Source organism: Methylophilaceae bacterium (assembly GCA_018398995.1).
Lineage (GTDB): Bacteria > Pseudomonadota > Gammaproteobacteria > Burkholderiales > Methylophilaceae.
In genome coordinates this window covers 125,885-145,020 of the sequence record CP073759.1, presented here as the reverse complement: position 1 = coordinate 145,020, position 19,136 = coordinate 125,885, and the positions used below count along the sequence as shown (strand labels likewise).

Genomic DNA, 19,136 nt, shown 5'->3' with positions numbered 1-19,136 from the left:
TTAATCAATTTAATTAATGATTTGTTTTTAATACTAAATTACACACTTCATTTATCATGACTTGGCAACTTTTTGCCCCTGCATCTAGGTGCCCAATGGTGCGTTCGCCCAAGCCAGCAGCGCGACCTCTTGTTGCGACTAAATCGCGTGTTGAAGCTAAACCTTTGTCTGCTGCGGCTTGAATATCAATACAAATTTCCTGGGTGCTTTTGTGCTCAATTGTGCTAAAAATAAACGTATGTGCAACAGGCACCAGTACATCCAACATGGTTTTTTCGCCTACTTTACCTTTGCCGCGTTTGATTAATTCCTGCACACCGCCTGCAAAAGCCACGGCAATGTCTAATGTCGTATTGCCGCCATTGTGTTTGATTACTTTTGCCATGCCCATATATAAGCTAGCAAATAATGGGCCCGCTGCCCCACCAACAGTACTGAGCAGTTTCATGGCAATTTTATTCAACGCTTCATCTGGCGCGAGCGATGCCAATTCATCCTGCATATTGGCAATTGTTTCGGCGCCGCGCAGGACATTAATATAGTGGTCACCATCCCCAATCGCTTGATCAAGCGTCTCTATATCGGACTTTTGTGAAATAATGGCGTTGTAGATAGAGGAGGCGGCCGAACAGATAAAATCAGTTTGTAAACTCATGAAATACACTATGTTTCTAATGATAGTTGGTTGCTAAACTCTACACATGTTAGATTTTCATTACAACATTTTTGATTGCATTTTTTACAAGAAACAATGAGCCTACGACTTCGCTTAAACTTAATTATTACATTGCTCATGCTACTGTTTATGTTGGCGGTAGGCTTTATTCTCATTAAAGCGGCCAAATCAGCTACCCAAGAAAGTGTAGAAGCTGCTACCCATGTCACAACCCAGTTGCTTGATGCCGTTATTTTAAGCGCGAGTAGTAATCTAGATCTTGGATACTCTAATGGTGTGATGAAACGCTTTTTAGAGCAACTCGGGCGTGTTAGAAGTAACGAGATTTATTTGTATGACCACAATGGTCAAATTATCTATCAATCGCCAAGGCCAGAATATCGTTCGGATATCATACCCCCAGATTGGTTTAATCATTTATTAGACCCCAAAGCAGAGCCAGTGATGCGATTTATTCGCTTGGGTAAACTAGGCAAGTTAGAAGTGAGACCCAACCCGAGTGGTACTATTCGTGAATCTTGGGCAAAATTACAAAAGATATTTTGGATTTGGTTAGGCTTTTTTATCGCGCTCAATGCGGGTGTTTATTGGATGCTGGGCAGTTTGCTTAAACCATTACAGCCCATTCTAAAAACCATTAACCAATTGGAAAAGGGCGATTTAACAGCACGTTTACCTAATTTTAAATCGCCTGAATTTGAGAAGATTGGGCATAGCTTAAACAGAATGGCAGAATCGCTGGCTGTTGAGCATGAGTTGAAAGAAAGTCGTCAAGTGACCCATCTGATTCAAAAGCGTATTGAAGAAGAGCGTCGGAGTTTGGCCAGAGAGTTGCACGATGAACTTGGGCAATATGTGACCGCAATTAAAACATTTGCGGTGGCGATTGCCAGCAAAACGAAAGAAAAAGCACCCGAAGTTGAGGCAAGCGCGCAAACGATTGTTGGCGCAGCAAACCATATTTATGATGGTATGCACAATATTATTAAACAGTTAAGACCAGGTTCCTTAGATAATTTGGGGTTACCAGAGACGTTAAAAGATTTAGTGAATACCTTGCAAGAACAACACAAACATTTGGATGTGCGTTTGCATTTAACGGGCAAGCTCGACGCGCTAGGTGAAACTTTAAATATCAATTTGTATAGAATGGTACAAGAATCAATTAACAACGCGATTAAACATGCACAAGCTACTATCTTAGAGATTGATTTAATGTTAACTGATGAAAATGCGCTAGAATTAATCATTAAAGATAACGGTAAAGGCATGGATATTCATGCAGTAGATCAAACCAATCATTTTGGTTTATTAGGCATCAGAGAGCGTGTTCAGGGTCTGCAAGGCAGTTTTAGAGTAGATGCTGAACTCGGCAATGGCACAGCAATTCATATAAAAATACCAAACGCGGTAAAAATAGGGACACAATAATGAGTCAGATAAGTGTAATGTTGGTGGACGACCATGCGGTAGTTCGCATGGGCTTCAAAATGTTGTTAGAGACTTCTGATGATATTAAAGTCATTGCTGAAGCTGAAAATGGTGAAGAGGCCATTAAGTTTTACATGGAGCATAAACCCAATGTGATTGTTATGGATATTACCATGCCAGGCATGGGCGGCATGGAGGCCATTGAACGCATTTTGGCTAAAGAGCCATCTGCAAAGATATTGGTGCTTTCAGCGCACGAAGACTCTGTGCATCCAAAGCGTGTTCTCAATGCAGGTGCTATGGGTTATGTGACTAAGCGTAGCGCAGCCGAGGAGTTAATTAAAGCGATTCGCTCAGTGGCATCAGGCAAAAAATATATCGAGGCGACTGTGGCACAACAAATGGCCATTCAGCAATTATCCGGCGCACAAAACCCTGTTGATGTTCTGAGCGAACGTGAGTTTGAAGTGTTTATGTCGTTGGCTAAAGGCAAGACAACCAATGAAATTGCAGAGAATTTATTTTTAAGTCCACGTACGGTAGGCACACATTTATACAATATTAAACAGAAGTTGAATGCAAGCAATTCGGCAGAAATTGCCTTAATAGCCATGCGCAGTGGCTTAATAGACCCTTAATCTTCCCATAGCTGATTCTTACAAATTAATTACTTATAACGATTTTGCGCTATAAGTACTGAGCACGCCGCCAACAATAATCAGTCCAATTGCCAGACATTCTGTTATTGATAAATGTTCACCCCAAAATAGTATGCCAAATAAGCTTGAAAACACCACAGTTGTATAACTCAGATTTGCAACTGATAGTGTTTTTCCTGTGCGATAGGCGCGAGTTAATGCAAGTTGCGCTACGGTTGCTGAAACAGCCAATCCCAATAACACAGGTAAATCTTGCCATGTAATGCTAGAAATGCGATCAAATAGCATCCAAATACCTGCCCCTATTGTTGAAGTAAGCGTGAAGTAAAAAACTGTGCGCCAGTCTGGCTCATATAAGTTGCCCAGTTGTTTGACATGCAGATAAGCTAATCCAGCACCAATACCAGAGCATAGGCCAACGATGCTAGCAAACAAGTCTTCTCTTGCCAAGCTGGGCTTGAACAATAGTGCGATACCAATAAAACTGATTAATATGGCTAGATAGAGTGTTTTTTTGGGTTGTTCATGCAGCATAAATGGCATGAATACAGCAAGAAATAGTGGCGATGTGTAATTAAGCGTAATGGCGGTTGCTAACGGTAAGTGGCTGATGGCATAAAAAAACATGAGTAGTGCGATAAAGCCAATCAACGCACGGGCTAGTTGTTTGTTTAGGTGTGGTGTTTTGACCGGTAAATGCTTGATGCGGATAAACGTGAATATCATCAGAAAACCAAACAACGAACGATAAAATACCAGCTCTGCACTTGAGAATTTAACTGACCCAGCTTTAACTAAAGCCCCCATGATGGCAAAGCCGAGAGCGGCAAGGAGCATCCATAAGCTACCAAAAGGTGTCGATTGTGATGGTTTATTGTTGGTCATGTTGAATATTTGATAATGTCAGTGAGATGTATTGAAATACTAACGTTAAAAGTGACTGAGACATCCAGTATTTTAACAGCGACTACTTTCTGATGTAGAAAGCGTTTTGAATCTTAAATTTCGCTTGTTAATCACATAGATTATCGCTTGAAATCTTGCATAAAATGCACTTTTGCTTTACTCTTCCAGCTACTGAAATACTAATCTTTTTAGCATTCATGATGAAAAAAACATTACCAATTAAAGTTTCTCAATCCGATGTTGCAACAACAGCCGCGCTTTTGGCTCGTAAAAAGATGTTCGTATTGGCGATATCTACATTTTTAATATTAGTTGTCGCCAGTGAAGGTATTCGATTAGTATTGGTGAATGGGTAGTTAAGGTGAAGCTGTAACGGCGGCCTTAGCCGCCGTTTTTGTTTTATAGGACACGATTGAAAACGTGTTGATATTTTGGTATGCAATGCCTCAAGCTTTGCTGCTTTAGCGTTATTGGAATTTTATGTCGCAACATTTAATGAATACATATGGCAGATTAACTGTGACTTTCACAAAAGGACAGGGCGTTTGGTTATGGGACGATCAAGGCGAGCAATATCTTGATGCACTTTCTGGTATTGCAGTAACCGGTTTAGGTCACTCACATCCAGATTTTGTTAAAGCCATTAATGCGCAGGCGTCAACATTGATTCATGTTTCAAACGTTTATCACATTGCCGAGCAAGCTCAGTTAGCGGATAAAATTGCGGCTATTTCAGGGATGGATAAAGTCTTTTTTTGCAATTCAGGCTGTGAAGCAAATGAAGCACAGATTAAATTAGCCCGTTTGTACGCACACAACAAAGGTATCGCAAATCCCGAAATTATCGTGATGGAAAAGTCGTTTCATGGACGGACCTTAGCAACATTGTCGGCAACAGGTAATCGTAAGGCGCAAGCTGGATTTGAGCCATTAGTCAGTGGTTTTGTGCGTGTGCCATTTGATGATGTGGATGCAGTAAAGCAGGTTGCTGCGCGTAAAAATAATGTTGTGGCTATCTTAGTTGAGCCTGTCCAAGGCGAGGGCGGCATTCATATTCCTAGTGATATGCAAGCCTATTTCCAAAGTTTACGTCAAATTTGTGATGATAATGACTGGCTGTTAATGATAGACGAGGTACAAAGCGGTATCGGGCGAACTGGTACGTGGTTTGCCTTTCAGCATACAGGCGTGATACCTGATGTGATGTCGCTGGCTAAAGGCTTGGGTTCTGGTGTGCCAATTGGTGCGTGTGTTGCAAAAGGAAAAGCAGCCGAAGTGTTTACACCAGGCAAGCACGGATCTACGTTTGGTGGCAATCCATTTGCAACTAAAGCAGGGCTGGCCACATTGGAGATTATTGAGCGTCAGCAATTACGTGAAAACGCGCAGGCCATGGGTGACTTTATTCATGAGCAATTTGCCGCAGCATTTAAAGATAATCCTGCTATTGTGAATATTAGACATGCTGGCTTAATGATTGGTATTGAATTGGATAGGCCATGTGCTGAGTTGGTGAAACTAGCGTTGGCAAACAAGTTGTTGATTAATGTAACAGCAGATAAAGTGATTCGCTTATTGCCACCATTAATCATCAGCCAAGAAGAGGCGCAAATACTGGTTAATCGCCTAGTGCATGTGGTCGAACAATTTTTAAAAACAGCGTAAGCGAAGAATAGTTAACCGTTATGAGTATTAAACACTTTTTGCAATTTAATGACCTGGCAGGCGATGAAATTGAATATATTTTCGAGCGTGCTGCTTGGATTAAATCACAATTCAAAAGCTATCAAAAATACTGGCCGTTAGAAGACCGTACTTTGGTCATGATTTTTGAAAAAGCCAGTACACGCACACGTTTATCATTTGAAGCAGGCATGCATCAATTAGGCGGCGCGGCAATTTATCTCAATACGCGCGACTCACAATTAGGTCGTGGAGAGCCAGTGGAAGATGCTGCGCAAGTCATTTCTCGCATGAGTGATTTGGTCATGATTCGTACCTTTGAACAAAGTATTATCGAGCGTTTTGCTGCCAATTCGCGTGTGCCCGTGATTAATGGGCTGACCAACGAATACCATCCTTGCCAGATTTTGGCCGATATTTTTACCTATATTGAGCATAGAGGTTCGATTAAAGGCAAAACGGTTGCTTGGATTGGTGATTCTAACAATATGTGCAACACATGGTTACAAGCTGCGGAAGTGCTTGATTTTAATATGCATGTTTCTACCCCGCCTGAATATGAGGTTGAACCAGAGCGCGCTAATTTATATGGCACAGACCATTTTGAAGAGTTTAAAGATCCAATGGATGCGGCAAAAGGCGCAGATTTAGTGACCACTGATGTGTGGACGAGTATGGGTTTTGAAGCTGAAAACGAAGAGCGTCGTAAAGACTTTGCCGACTGGCAAGTGGATGCTGAGATGATGAAAGTAGCTAAGCCAGATGCATTATTTATGCACTGCTTACCTGCGCATCGTGGCGAAGAAGTGAGTGCTGATGTGATTGATGGCCCTAACTCAGTGGTGTGGGAAGAGGCAGAGAACCGGCTGCATGTACAAAAAGCCTTGATGGAATATTTATTGTTAGGAAAAGTAAAATAATGAGTAATGTTAAAAAAGGTGATATTAAAAAAGTAGTGTTGGCTTATTCCGGCGGTTTAGATACCTCTGTGATTTTGAAATGGTTACAAGATACTTATCAAGCAGAAGTGGTGACATTTACCGCAGATTTGGGTCAAGGCGAAGAGTTAGAGCCAGCGCGGGCTAAAGCAACAGCTGCAGGTGTGAAAGATATTTATATTGATGATTTGCGCGAAGAGTTTGTGCGTGATTTTGTGTTCCCAATGTTTAGAGCAAACACTATTTACGAAGGTGAATATTTATTAGGCACTTCGATTGCGCGCCCATTAATTTCTAAACGATTAATTGAAATTGCCAAAGAAACCAATGCAGATGCCGTCTCACATGGTGCAACGGGCAAAGGCAACGACCAAGTGCGGTTTGAATTAGGTGCTTATGCATTAAATCCTGAAATTAAAATCATTGCGCCATGGCGTGAATGGGATTTGCTCAGTCGCGAAAAATTAATGCAATACGCCGAGCAACATGGGATTGCTGTTGATATGAAGCATAAACAAGGCGGTAGCCCATATTCAATGGATGCAAACTTGTTGCATATTTCATACGAAGGTCGTCATTTGGAAGACCCCGCGGCGGAAGCGGAAGAGGCTATGTGGCGCTGGAGTGTTAGTCCTGAGCAAGCCCCCAATGCGCCTGAATATTTAGATATAGAATATAAACATGGTGATATCGTTGCGTTAAATGGTCAACCCATGAAAGCGCATGAAATTTTGGCTGAATTAAACCGCATTGGCGGTAAACACGGTATTGGCCGTTTAGATTTGGTTGAGAATCGGTATGTCGGTATGAAGGCGCGTGGTTGTTATGAAACGCCTGGCGGCACCATTATGCTGAAAGCGCATCGCGGTATCGAAAGTATTACTTTAGACCGAGAAGTGGCGCATTTAAAAGATGATTTAATGCCTCGCTATGCCAGCCTGATTTATAACGGATACTGGTGGAGTCCTGAGCGTATTGCGCTACAAACATTGATTAATCATACACAAGCACACGTGAATGGCTGGGTGCGAGTTAAATTGTACAAAGGCAATGTGTCGGTAGTTGGTCGTGATAGTAAAACAGATTCATTATTTGACCCAAATATTGCTACTTTTGAAGATGATGCTGGTGCTTATAACCATCAAGATGCAGAAGGCTTTATTAAGCTGAACGCATTGCGGATGCGTATTGCAGCTAAGCTACGTCCCATTAATAAATAAGTCCCATTAACAAATCAATAATGCAAACAAACAGAGTCATTGCTTACGATTCAACCCTGCGCGATGGTGCGCAAGCGCAGGGTGTTTCATTTACCGTTGAAGATAAATTAAAAGTTGTTAAAAGGCTTGATGATTTAGGTGTGGGTTATATCGAAGCAGGTAATCCTGGATCTAACCCTAAAGATTTAGATTTTTTTGCACGTGTGGCTACTTTAAAACTCAAACATGCCAAAATCATTGCATTTGGAAGCACACGCAAAATTGGCATTCATGCGGCTGACGATCGAAATGTAAAGTCTTTGTTGAGTGCAAACACACAAGCGGTCGCTATTTTTGGTAAAAGTTGGGATTATCAAGTCACCGACATTCTACGCACTTCACTAGAAGAAAATCTCGCGATGATAAGCGATACGATTAGCTATTTAAAAACACAAGGTAAAGAAGTTGTGTTTGACGCCGAGCATTTTTTTGATGGTTATAAAGCAAATCCAGATTATGCTATGCAAACGTTAAAAGCAGCCGCAGATGCTGGTGCGGATGTCTTGTGTTTGTGTGATACCAATGGAGGCACTTTCCCAGAAGAAGTGTTTCAATTGACCCAGTTGGTGGTTGAACAGTTTGATATCCAGGTGGGTATTCATTGTCACAACGATTGTGAAATGGCAGTTGCCAATTCAATTGCTGCTGTTCGAGCAGGCGCTTCGCAAGTGCAAGGCACCATCAATGGCATAGGTGAGCGTTGCGGCAACGCCAATTTAAGTTCCATCATTCCGAATGTGCAACTTAAGCTAGGTATGCAATGTATTCCCGAATCACAAATGCAGCACTTAACCAGTGTTTCTAAATTTATTAATGAAGCAGCAGGCGTGCCATTTAATGAAAAAGCGCCCTATGTTGGTGGCGATGCTTTTTCACACAAAGGCGGCATGCACATTGATGCTGTTAATAAAAATCCTATCTCTTATGAGCATATTGCGCCTATGCAAGTCGGTAATGAACGGCATACTGTGGTGTCAGAAGTAGCTGGCAGAAGTGCGTTACTCGCCAAGCTACAATCGATTGATCCTGCGCTCACTAAAGAATCGGCAGATACTAAGCGTGTGCTTGATCATTTAAAAGAGTTGGAGCATGAAGGCTATCAATTTGAGAACGCAGAAGATTCTTTTGATGTCCGTATACGCAAATTATTAGGTAAAAGCCAAACTTACTTTACACTTCAACGCTATCACATCAGTATTAAAGAGCCTTCGCAAAATGGGATTAGTTCAAAGGCTGAAGTTGCATTTTTGGTGAATGGTGATGTTGTTAATGCTTCAGCGGAGGGGGATGGCCCAGTTGATGCGTTAGATAAAGCCATGCGAAATGCTTTGCGTGATACTTATCCATCGATCAAAGAAATGAAGTTAACGGATTATAAAGTGCGTGTGTTAGATTCTAATTTAGCAACAGCAGCAAAGGTTCGGGTCATGATTGAATCATCAGACGCCAACGGCAGCTGGAACACCATTGGTGTGTCAACTGATATTACGGAGGCATCTTGGATTGCACTGCAAGATGCGATTGAATTTAAATTGATACATGATTCTGCTTAGTGTCTAAATAGTCATGTTTTGACTGCTTGCGCTGGCTGGCTGGTGACAACATGACCAATTTTAATTGCTCTTGATCAACAGGGCGCATGGTGACTTGTTGGTAGGCTAAAAAGCCTAAGTTGGGATGATTAAACTCTCGTAATCCACCTTGACGCTCCAATACATCGTGCTGCTTCCAGAATTGATCAAAATCGGCGCTGGCTTTTGATAACTCGGTGACTAAGCTTTGTAATTCCGGCTCTTCTAAACGGCTTCTACAATCCGCTCTAAATTCTGCCACCAAGCGTTTACTTCTGGTTTCCCAGTTAACAACAACATCTTTAGCATTTGGATGCGTGAATACTAGCCTCAATAAATTGGGTGCAACATTATCAATGTCAGGTGATAACCAATCTCCAAATAAAGTCAGTGCTTCTGGGTTCCAAGCTAATATATTCCAAGTGCGGCCTAAAATATAAGCAGGCACTTTAATATCTTTTAGTAAGGTGGTTAATGTGTTTGAGGCTAAATCTTCTTCTTGAATATGTCCTTGCGGATCGCGCCTGCCAGCCAAATCAAATAAATATGCACGTTCCGTACGTGTTAATTTCAATGCTTGTGCCAATCGTATTAAGGCATCGGCAGACATATTGATGTAACGCCCTTGTTCTATCCATGTATACCAAGTGGCACTCATGTTAGCCAGTTGAGCAACTTCTTCTCGTCTTAATCCTACGGTACGACGCCTTACACCTGAAGGGAACCCAAATGCTTCAGGTGTGCCGCGCTTACGTATTGCTTGTAAAAACTCACCTAATTCAGCGCGTCTTTTGTCAATCTGTTTATCATGCATTAATCAACGTCCTATCAACAGGCTATTAATATTTATACCAGTATAAACTATATTCTTGTTAGGGTATTGAAAAGTCTTTATCATAGCGTCAACATTAAAATAAAAATCGATTTGTAATTTTTAAGGAGCTGTTATGGCGGGAAAAACGCTTTACGATAAATTATGGGATTCGCACGTGGTGCATGAAGATGCAGACGGCACTTGTTTAATTTATATTGATCGGCATTTGGTGCATGAAGTGACCAGCCCACAAGCCTTTGAAGGGTTGCGTTTGGCTAACCGCAAACCATGGCGTAGCGACACCATTGTGGCAAACCCAGACCACAACACACCAACCAAAGATTGGGCCAAAGGCATTGAAGACCCGATTTCACGTTTGCAAGTGGAAACCTTGGACAACAACATTAAAGAAACAGGTGCGTTGGTGTACTTTCCGTTTAAGCATGCCAACCAAGGTATTATTCATGTGATTGGACCAGAAAACGGTACGACCTTGCCCGGCATGACAGTGGTGTGTGGTGATAGCCACACTTCTACACACGGTGCATTTGGCGCGTTAGCGCACGGCATTGGCACTTCAGAAGTTGAGCACGTATTAGCCACGCAAACGCTAATCGCCAAAAAATCAAAACGCATGTTGGTGCGTGTAGATGGCGCATTGGGTGTGGGTGTAACGGCAAAAGACGTGGCATTGGCCGTGATTGGCAAAATTGGTACAGCTGGCGGTAATGGTTTTGCGATTGAATTTGGTGGCGAAGTGATTCGCAATCTTTCGATGGAAGGACGTATGACGATTTGCAATATGGCGATTGAAGCAGGTGCGCGCGCTGGCATTATTGCACCAGACTCTAAAACAGCTGATTACTTAAAAGGTCGCCAATATGCGCCAAAAGCCGCCGATTGGGAAAAAGCAGTGGTGTATTGGAACACACTAGCCACCGATGCGGATGCTACGTTTGATAGTGTGGTGGAATTAAATGGCGCTGATATAGCACCACAAGTCACTTGGGGTACCTCGCCCGAGCAAGTATTGCCAGTGGGTGGCCGCGTGCCAGACCCTGCGCAAGAAAAAGACGCCACTAAGCGTACCAGCATTGAAAACGCATTGAAATACATGGGCTTAACAGCGAATACGCCGATTGAAGACATCAAACTGGATAAAATTTTTATTGGCTCTTGCACCAATAGCCGCATTGAAGATTTACGTGCTGCCGCAGTCGTTGCTAAAGGTAAAAAAGTAGCCGGTTCAATTCAACTTGCGATGGTGGTGCCAGGTTCTGGTCAGGTAAAGCGCATGGCGGAAGAAGAAGGCTTGGACAAGATTTTTATCGAAGCTGGTTTTGAATGGCGCGAGCCAGGTTGCAGTATGTGTTTAGCCATGAACGCTGATAGACTTAGCCCAGGTGAGCGCTGCGCATCAACCTCTAACCGTAACTTTGAAGGTCGCCAAGGTCAAGGCGGGCGTACGCACTTGGTGAGCCCAGCCATGGCGGTTGCCGCGGCAGTTGCAGGTCATTTTGTTGACGTGCGCAGTTTGTAAAAAGGAATCAAAAAATGAAAGCATTTACCCAATTAAAAGGCTTAGCCTGCCCGATAGACCGCGCCAATATTGATACGGACGCGATTATTCCAAAACAGTTTCTAAAGAGTATTAAGCGCTCTGGCTTTGGCCCATATTTGTTCGATGAGTGGCGTTACCTAGACCACGGCGAACCTGGCATGGATTGTAGCAATCGTCCATTAAACAAAGATTTTGTGTTAAACCAGCCACGCTACCAAGGTGCGCAAATTATGTTAGCGCGTGAAAACTTTGGTTGTGGCTCTTCGCGTGAACATGCGCCTTGGGCGATTGAAGATTATGGCTTCCGCGTGATTATTGCGCCTAGCTATGCGGATATTTTCTTTAATAATTGCTACAAAAATGGCATGTTGCCAATTGTGGCGAGTCACGCTATGGTGGATAAGTTGTTTAACGAATGTGCTGCTACTGAAGGCTACAGCCTCAATGTGGATTTACCATCACAAACCGTGACTTTACCTTCTGGCGAGACGTTTACATTTGACATTCACCCAACCTCAAAACATAACTTGTTGAATGGTTTGGATGAAATTGGCTTGACCCTATTGCATGCTGAAAAGATTAAATCTTTCGAAGAGAAACATAAACAAAGCCAACCTTGGTTGTTTGCTTAAACACATACCGTCATTGCGTGCTAGACACGGAATCCAGTGGCGTTAAATAGCAAAAAAATGGATTCTCGCTTTCGTGGGAACGACGACCAAAAGAGTTTAAATAATTAGGATAAATAGATGACAATGAAAATTGCAGTATTGCCAGGTGATGGTATTGGCCCAGAAATCGTTAAACAAGCGTTGCGCGTATTGGATGTTTTGAAAAATGAAGGTTTAGAAATGGAATTCACAGAAGCGCCACTCGGTGGTCAAGCTTATGATGAATATGGACATCCATACCCAGAGTTCACACAAAAAATCTGCCGTGCGGCGGATGCGGTATTATTAGGTGCTGTGGGCGGCCCACAATATGACAATCTTGACCGCCCGCTGCGCCCAGAGCGCGGCTTATTGGCGATTCGTAAAGACTTAGGTTTATTTGCTAACTTGCGACCAGCAGTGTTATATCCAGAGTTGGCTAATGCGTCTACCTTAAAACCTGAAGTCGTTGCAGGTTTGGATATTATGATTGTACGTGAGCTCACAGGTGATGTTTATTTTGGTCAACCACGAGGCATGCGTGTGAACGAAGAAGGTGAGCGAGAAGGCTTTAACACCATGATTTATAAAGAGTCAGAAGTGCGCCGCATTGCACATGTGGCTTTTGGTATCGCGATGAAACGGGGTAAAAAACTGTGTTCTGTAGACAAAGCAAACGTGCTTGAAACGACAGAGTTTTGGAAAGAAATTGTGATTGATGTCGCGAAAGAGTACCCCGAAGTTGAGTTAACGCATATGTATGTGGATAACGCCGCCATGCAGTTAATTCGTAACCCCAAACAGTTTGATGTGATGGTGACTGGCAATATTTTTGGTGATATTTTATCTGATGAAGCATCCATGCTGACAGGCTCTATCGGTATGCTGGCCTCTGCTTCGCTTAATGCAAGTAAGCAAGGGTTATATGAACCTTCGCACGGCTCTGCCCCAGATATTGCAGGTAAAAATCTAGCTAATCCAATCGCAACGATTCTTTCAGTTGCCATGATGCTACGTTATAGCTTTGATCATGAAGCGGCTGCTGTGCGTATTGAAAATGCAGTGAAAAAAGTATTGGCGGCAGGTTATCGTACGGGTGATATATACGAAGAAGGCATGAAAAAAGTCAGCTGTTCTGAAATGGGCGATCAAATCGTCGCAGCAATGTAGAGCTGTAGTTGATTTTAAAAGCAATAAGCAGGACATTGCCGTTACTGGTGGTTGCTTTTCTGCGATAATAATAGTTAAACAAATTTAGGAGATTTGAAATGGCTCAGTTTGATAACGTAAGTGTAAAAAAGAAAGCGAATATTTACTTTGATGGTAAATGTGTGAGTCATACTGTGCTATTTCCGAATGGCACACGTAATACCTTGGGCGTGATTTTTCCAAGCACATTGACCTTTAAGACCGAGTCTCCTGAGTTGATGGAAATTAATTCTGGTGTGTGTAAAGTGCGTTTGGCTGGTCAAGCGGATTGGAAAAAGTATCAAGCTGGCGATAAGTTTGCGATTGGCGGCAACACCAGTTTTGATATAGAGACAGTTGAAACTTTGGATTACGTCTGCCACTATGAATGACATTAATGACTGATTGCTTATGTGGCAAATAAGTGCTCAGTCAACGCATAATAGAAATTACTGAAAGGAGCTACATGCCTTCATTTGATATTACATCAGAGGTTGATAAAGTGGCATTAAGCAATGCTATTGATACCGCTGCAAAACAAATTACGAATCGATATGACTTTAAGGGCACATCGGCCAAAATTGAATTTAATGATAAAGATGCTGTGATTACTTTGTTTGGTGATAATGAGTTCCAGCTAAATCAGATTAAAGACATACTGTTACCAGCGATGGAAAAGAAAGAGCCTGACTCATCAAAGCGCTTGGAGCATAAAGATGTGCAAACAATTTCTGGCAGCAAGTCAAAGCAAGAGTTGGTTGTGAAAGATGGGATTGACAGTGACTTATCTAAAAGAATTGTCAAAGCCATTAAAGATAGCGGTATGAAAGTGCAGGCCAGTATTCAAGGTGATGCAGTCCGTGTAAATGGTGCTAAGCGTGATATTTTGCAAGAGGCCATTGCATTGGTAAAAAAAAGTATTACAGATTTCCCGCTTAAATTTGGTAATTTTAGAGATTAACGGAGGCATGATGATGGTTCGTTTATTGGTTCTGATTGGTTTAATGGGGCTGTTGTCGGCTTGCAATACTGTTCATGGGTTAGGTAAAGACTTAGAAAAAGCTGGTGAAGCGGTTCAAAAATCAACAAAATAAATTGATTAAAACGACATTGACTCAAAATTAGGTTAAAAGAATTGGATAAAGTATGTTGAAAGTAGGATTTGTTGGTTGGCGTGGCATGGTGGGCTCTGTGCTGATGCAGCGTATGATCCAAGAAAATGATTTTGCGGATATAGAACCACAATTTTTTACCACTTCTCAGATAGGTGCTGATGCGCCCGATGTAGGCAAGCACTCGCCTGCCTTGAAAGATGCAAACAATATTGCAGAATTAAAAGTCATGGATGTGATTGTGTCTTGCCAGGGCGGTGATTACACCACTGATATTTATCCAAAGCTTAGAGCTGATGGCTGGGATGGGCATTGGGTAGATGCGGCGTCGACATTACGTATGGAAAAAGAGGCTGTGATTGTGCTTGATCCAGTTAATATGCATGTTATCAAAGAGGCATTACATACAGGTGGTAAAAATTGGATTGGTGGAAACTGTACTGTTTCACTTATGTTGATGTCATTGCATGGTCTTTTCAAAGCCGATTTGATTGAGTGGGCAACTTCTATGACTTACCAAGCCGCTTCTGGTGCTGGCGCGCAAAATATGCGTGAGTTAATTGCGCAAATGGGGGCTGTTCATGCTTCTGTTCAAGGCTTATTGGCCAATCCAGCATCAGCTATACTAGAGATTGATAAACGGGTGGCAGAAACAATTCAATCAGAGCGTATGCCAACGGATCACTTTGGTGTTCCGCTAGCAGGTAGTTTAATTCCTTGGATTGACAAGGAAGTGGCAAATGGACAAAGTAAAGAAGAGTGGAAAGGTGGCGTTGAAACCAATAAAATCATTGGTCGCCTTAATAATCCAATCCCAATTGACGGCCTATGTGTGCGTATTGGTGCAATGCGCTGTCACTCCCAAGCGTTTACGCTTAAGTTGAAGCAAAATGTGCCGTTAAATGAAATAGAGCAAATGTTGAGCGAAGCCAATGATTGGACAGAAGTGATTCCAAATCATCGAGATACAACTGTAGAATCACTATCGCCAGCCGCTGTTACCGGACAACTGAAAACGCCAGTTGGACGCTTACGCAAACTGGCAATGGGGGAGACGTATTTGTCAGCGTTTAGTGTTGGTGATCAGCTGTTATGGGGTGCGGCAGAGCCATTAAGGCGTATGTTGCGTATATTGGTGCATGACCAATAAAATGTATTTGTGTAAAAAGAGACAGTATTCATTAACAACCCAAGCGATATAAAACGTAACGGTAACGCGCTTGCATCTCTCACTAATTGGTGTTAGCTTGTTTTTGTTTATAAATGGCGATAATCTTAACGATTTAAGCATCTGAATTTTAAGGTGAAATAGTGTATTTCTCAGCAATAAAGAAAATAGCAATTATTTTGTTTTTAATAGGACTGCCTTTCTCCGCACTAGCGGTAGGGCTTGGTTCTGTTAATGTCACGTCCTCACTTGGAGAGCCCTTGCAGGCAAGTGTTGAACTCTTGTCGGTTACATCTACTGAGCTTGCAACTTTAAAAACAAAGCTAGACACAAAAGCCGCGTACGCTGAACAAGGATTAACAAGATTACCGCTACATGATGAGGTTAAACTGCGTATCAACACAGATGCTGGTCGCAATACCTTGGTACTGACGTCTGCTAGCCCTGTTTTAGAACCCTTTTTAGATTTGCTTGTAGTGGCAGAGTGGAGTAATGGTCGTGTTACTAGGCAATATACTTTACTATTAGATCCGCCAATTGATGAGTCCAGCCCAAGTCAAATACAGGCACCAACCACCAAGCGTGTGGATAAAGACACTGTTGAAATGCCTGACCTTAATGACAGTGCTGAAGAGCCAACATTTGCGCCAGCGATTCAAGAGCATTTAACGAAAAGGGGTGATACGCTCTACAAGGTTGCACGTAGTATGCAACAGCCAGGGGTGAGTTTAGCGCAGGTGCTGGTTACACTTTTTGAAGCAAATCCTGATGCATTTGATGGTAAAAATATGAATCGACTCAAAGTCGGTAAAATTTTACAAGCACCTTCCCAAGAGGCGCTCAGTAAAATAACAACTCAATATGCTCATCAAGAAATAAAGCTACAAACAACAGATTGGAATAATTATCGTAACAAACTGGCTGAAGTTGTTTTGCAAAAAGCACCAGAGCTTAATGCTGAAACTGGGCCATCAACTAGTGGCAAAATAAAATCGGCTACTGAAGAGCTGTCTGGTGTTAAGAGTGCCACCAAAGATGTTGTGAAATTATCGACTGCCGATATCAATCAATTAGAAGCAAATGCCAACGCTAAAATAACCGCGCTTCAAGAAGAAATTACTGCACGTGAAAAAGGACTTAAAGAAGCGGAGGAGAGAACTGCTGCATTAGAAAAACAAATTGAAGACATGCAAAAATTGTTGGCGCTTAAAAACAATGCAATGTTAAACGCGCAAGAACAAGCGACAGAACAAGCGGGTGATAACCAGCCGACAGTCGATACGTCTGAAAAGTCAGCGCCAGTGATGGCTCCAAGTGCTAAGCTGTCTAATGAAAAGCAACCAAACTTCTTTTCTAACATGCTTGAAAGTGGTTTAGATAAGCTAACAAATTTCAATCAAGCGCTCATAGCCGCCTTGCTAGCGTTAGTGATTCTCTTGGTTGCTCTCTGGTTGTACTTTAGAAACAAGCGAAGTAAAAAACTTGATGACTTTGAGCAGGGAATCATGACATCCGGTAGTTTAAAAGCCAGTACCATTATTGGTGATACAGCGACAGGCACACTAACCACAGGCGATACTTCATTTTTAACTGATTTCTCCCATAGTGCTAGCAATGGTTTAATTGATACAAATGACGTTGATCCAATTGCTGAAGCAGAAGTCTATATGGCGTATGGTCGCGATGCACAAGCTGAAGAAATTCTAAAAGATGCAATATCAAAAGAACCGCAACGCTATGAATTACATCTGAAATTATTAGAAATGTATGCGGCTAATAAAAATACCATTTCATTTGAAACCACTGCGAGTGAATTGTATGTAAGCTTAGGTGGTGATAATCCAATATGGTCAAAAGTGATAGAGATGGGGGCTAAATTAGAGCCAAATAATCCGCTTTATCAAAAAACAAATGATACGGTTGATGAGATATCTGAAGCTGATTTTCCTGTATCTAATAGTGTTAAAACCAACACTGACACATCAGATTTTATTGAAAAAGCACCGCAAATAGATTTGCCATCTGAAGATCCACTGGATTTTTCAGATTTCTCTGACTCCCCATTGGCGGCAGAAGTTGATTTAGATTTTTCAGTATCAGACAATGTTAGTACGGATAATCCTGCGGTTGCAAGAGTCGATAGTGATATAACCGAATTGGCATCGCGCCAAAATAAAGATCTTGAAAATTTCGATGAACAGGAGCAGGCGCTTTCATTTGACTTAAATGCCTCAGACACCGGCGATCAAGAAATAAAAAAAGTGATTAGTAGTATACCTAGTTTAGATTTTCCAACGATAGAAACAGAAAGTACACGCAACCAAGATATTGAAACCATGAGTCTAAAAGATGCCGGACAGAAAGATAGAGATATTGCTGCAGGCGCGAGCTTTAATGAAGCTGACTTAGGCGCTGATGCAAAAACATTACAACTGCAAGAAGATAATGATAACAGCGAAGTAGGGTTTGACCTCGGTGTGGATAAGGATAATCAAAACGAAGTTAACACTGCTCACACTAATAATGTATTGGATGTATCGGACATTTCCTTAGATATGGATGATGAGCTATCTTTTGTTGATAACGTTTCACAGCAGGTTGAAGAAGAGATGATTGATGAAGACGTGATGACGCCAGCGCAAGAGGAAGTTGAGACAAAACTTGAATTGGTCGCGGCTTATATTGATATGGAAGATAAAGATGGAGCCAGAGAATTATTAGAAGAAGTGTTAAAAGAAGGCAGCATTAGCCAGCGTAAACGCGCCGATCAAATGTTGGCCTCACTGGCTTAATCTTTGTTGATTCTGAAAGCCGGGCTTTTGCTCGGCTTTTTATATGAATGGTCACGTAATATGAGATTGGCTCATCGTAGGAGCATGATTTGTATCAAGTAACTACTAAAACACAGTTAATTACTTTTTTTATTTTCGCGTTACTGATCAATTATTGGCAGCTGACGACTTTATTGCTACTGTTGCCAATTTTATTTGTCTTATTGATATATGTTAATAATCGACATTACTTTCGTCTAAGCTTTCGTTTGAAATGGTTTTACTTGGTGATGTTTAGTATTTTTGCATTTAATACACCCGGTGAACATGTCATTATTTCGACTATTGTTTTTAAGCCAACTTATGAAGGGTTGTTGATGGGGTTAGAACAAGTGCTCAGAATTGCAAGTTTACTTGCATTGCTATCACTCATACTGATGCAGAATAGTAAACAGCAATTAATATCTGGCATTTACTTTTTAATACAGCCATTGACTTACTGCGGCGTTGATGTGCAACGTTTTGCTGCAAGACTTTGGTTAACATTGCACTATGTAGAATTGCAACAACCAAAGGCGGATCGACTATCGTTAACAAACAGTATTTCACAGTATTTAACCCAAGAGGCAACTGAGGTGCCGGACATGGATTTGGCGATAGCATTAGAAAATCCACCGCAGGCTACGATGGACTATGTTGTCATTGTGCTGATGGCTTTATTATTCATGGTAACCCTCTATTTAGGTTGA

Annotated in this window: 19 protein-coding genes; 16 read left to right on the top strand and 3 right to left on the bottom strand. The window is 41.8% G+C overall.

Features of this window, described 5'->3' with window-relative positions; translation table 11 throughout:
- Positions 1–13: 13 nt before the first annotated feature.
- Entirely contained in the window at positions 14–655 is a 642-nt protein-coding gene (gene dhaL / locus KFB94_00760; protein QVL45691.1) for a dihydroxyacetone kinase subunit L, read from the bottom strand.
- A gap of 96 nt (positions 656–751) precedes the next feature.
- On the opposite strand from dhaL, the gene KFB94_00755 reads away from it, so the two are divergent.
- Complete coding sequence (locus KFB94_00755) at positions 752–2,107, top strand: HAMP domain-containing protein (protein QVL45690.1); 1,356 nt, start codon at positions 752–754, stop codon at positions 2,105–2,107.
- Entirely contained in the window at positions 2,107–2,745 is a 639-nt protein-coding gene (locus KFB94_00750; GenBank protein ID QVL45689.1) for a response regulator transcription factor, read from the top strand. The genes KFB94_00755 and KFB94_00750 overlap by 1 nt, the downstream gene beginning before the upstream one ends.
- Before the next feature lie 33 nt (positions 2,746–2,778).
- Here KFB94_00750 and KFB94_00745 read toward each other — a convergent pair whose 3' ends face one another.
- Entirely contained in the window at positions 2,779–3,603 is an 825-nt protein-coding gene (locus KFB94_00745) for an EamA family transporter (GenBank protein QVL46508.1), read from the bottom strand.
- A 266-nt stretch (positions 3,604–3,869) separates the two neighbouring features.
- On the opposite strand from KFB94_00745, the gene KFB94_00740 reads away from it, so the two are divergent.
- The 5 genes from KFB94_00740 to cimA all read left to right on the top strand — a co-directional run bounded on the left by KFB94_00740 (position 3,870) and on the right by cimA (position 9,105).
- Entirely contained in the window at positions 3,870–4,028 is a 159-nt protein-coding gene (locus KFB94_00740; protein ID QVL45688.1) for a hypothetical protein, read from the top strand.
- Positions 4,029–4,152: 124 nt separating this feature from the next.
- Positions 4,153–5,337 (top strand): aspartate aminotransferase family protein, encoded by a 1,185-nt coding sequence (locus KFB94_00735; protein ID QVL45687.1) that lies wholly within the window; start codon positions 4,153–4,155, stop codon positions 5,335–5,337.
- A 20-nt stretch (positions 5,338–5,357) separates the two neighbouring features.
- Positions 5,358–6,275, top strand: a complete 918-nt coding sequence (gene argF / locus KFB94_00730; protein QVL45686.1) for an ornithine carbamoyltransferase — start codon at positions 5,358–5,360, stop codon at positions 6,273–6,275.
- Complete coding sequence (locus KFB94_00725; GenBank protein ID QVL45685.1) at positions 6,275–7,513, top strand: argininosuccinate synthase; 1,239 nt, start codon at positions 6,275–6,277, stop codon at positions 7,511–7,513. Before argF ends, KFB94_00725 begins: the two co-directional genes overlap by 1 nt.
- 20 nt (positions 7,514–7,533) lie before the next feature.
- A complete protein-coding gene (cimA, locus tag KFB94_00720) occupies positions 7,534–9,105 on the top strand; it encodes a citramalate synthase (protein ID QVL45684.1) in 1,572 nt (523 codons plus the stop codon).
- On the opposite strand, the gene KFB94_00715 is transcribed toward cimA, so the two are convergent.
- On the bottom strand, positions 9,080–9,922 hold the full coding sequence (locus KFB94_00715; protein QVL46507.1) for a helix-turn-helix domain-containing protein: 843 nt from the start codon (positions 9,920–9,922) through the stop codon (positions 9,080–9,082). The genes cimA and KFB94_00715 overlap by 26 nt on opposite strands.
- Before the next feature lie 148 nt (positions 9,923–10,070).
- On the opposite strand from KFB94_00715, the gene leuC reads away from it, so the two are divergent.
- The 9 genes from leuC to KFB94_00670 all read left to right on the top strand — a co-directional run bounded on the left by leuC (position 10,071) and on the right by KFB94_00670 (position 19,136).
- Positions 10,071–11,477 carry a 3-isopropylmalate dehydratase large subunit gene (leuC, locus tag KFB94_00710; protein ID QVL45683.1) on the top strand — a complete coding sequence of 469 codons (1,407 nt, stop codon included), beginning with the start codon at positions 10,071–10,073 and terminating at the stop codon, positions 11,475–11,477.
- 14 nt (positions 11,478–11,491) lie between these two features.
- Positions 11,492–12,130: a 3-isopropylmalate dehydratase small subunit gene (gene leuD, locus KFB94_00705; protein ID QVL45682.1), complete on the top strand. Its 639-nt coding sequence runs from the start codon at positions 11,492–11,494 to the stop codon at positions 12,128–12,130.
- Between the two features lie 123 nt (positions 12,131–12,253).
- On the top strand, positions 12,254–13,318 hold the full coding sequence (gene leuB, locus KFB94_00700; protein ID QVL46506.1) for a 3-isopropylmalate dehydrogenase: 1,065 nt from the start codon (positions 12,254–12,256) through the stop codon (positions 13,316–13,318).
- Between the two features lie 98 nt (positions 13,319–13,416).
- On the top strand, positions 13,417–13,728 hold the full coding sequence (locus tag KFB94_00695) for a pyrimidine/purine nucleoside phosphorylase (GenBank protein ID QVL45681.1): 312 nt from the start codon (positions 13,417–13,419) through the stop codon (positions 13,726–13,728).
- A 74-nt stretch (positions 13,729–13,802) separates the two neighbouring features.
- Entirely contained in the window at positions 13,803–14,297 is a 495-nt protein-coding gene (locus KFB94_00690) for a YajQ family cyclic di-GMP-binding protein (protein QVL45680.1), read from the top strand.
- Between the two features lie 13 nt (positions 14,298–14,310).
- Complete coding sequence (locus KFB94_00685) at positions 14,311–14,430, top strand: entericidin A/B family lipoprotein (protein ID QVL46505.1); 120 nt, start codon at positions 14,311–14,313, stop codon at positions 14,428–14,430.
- A 52-nt stretch (positions 14,431–14,482) separates the two neighbouring features.
- On the top strand, positions 14,483–15,598 hold the full coding sequence (gene asd, locus KFB94_00680; GenBank protein QVL45679.1) for an aspartate-semialdehyde dehydrogenase: 1,116 nt from the start codon (positions 14,483–14,485) through the stop codon (positions 15,596–15,598).
- Positions 15,599–15,759: 161 nt separating this feature from the next.
- A complete protein-coding gene (locus tag KFB94_00675) occupies positions 15,760–18,408 on the top strand; it encodes a hypothetical protein (protein QVL45678.1) in 2,649 nt (882 codons plus the stop codon).
- Between the two features lie 89 nt (positions 18,409–18,497).
- On the top strand, positions 18,498–19,136 hold the full coding sequence (locus tag KFB94_00670) for a hypothetical protein (GenBank protein QVL45677.1): 639 nt from the start codon (positions 18,498–18,500) through the stop codon (positions 19,134–19,136).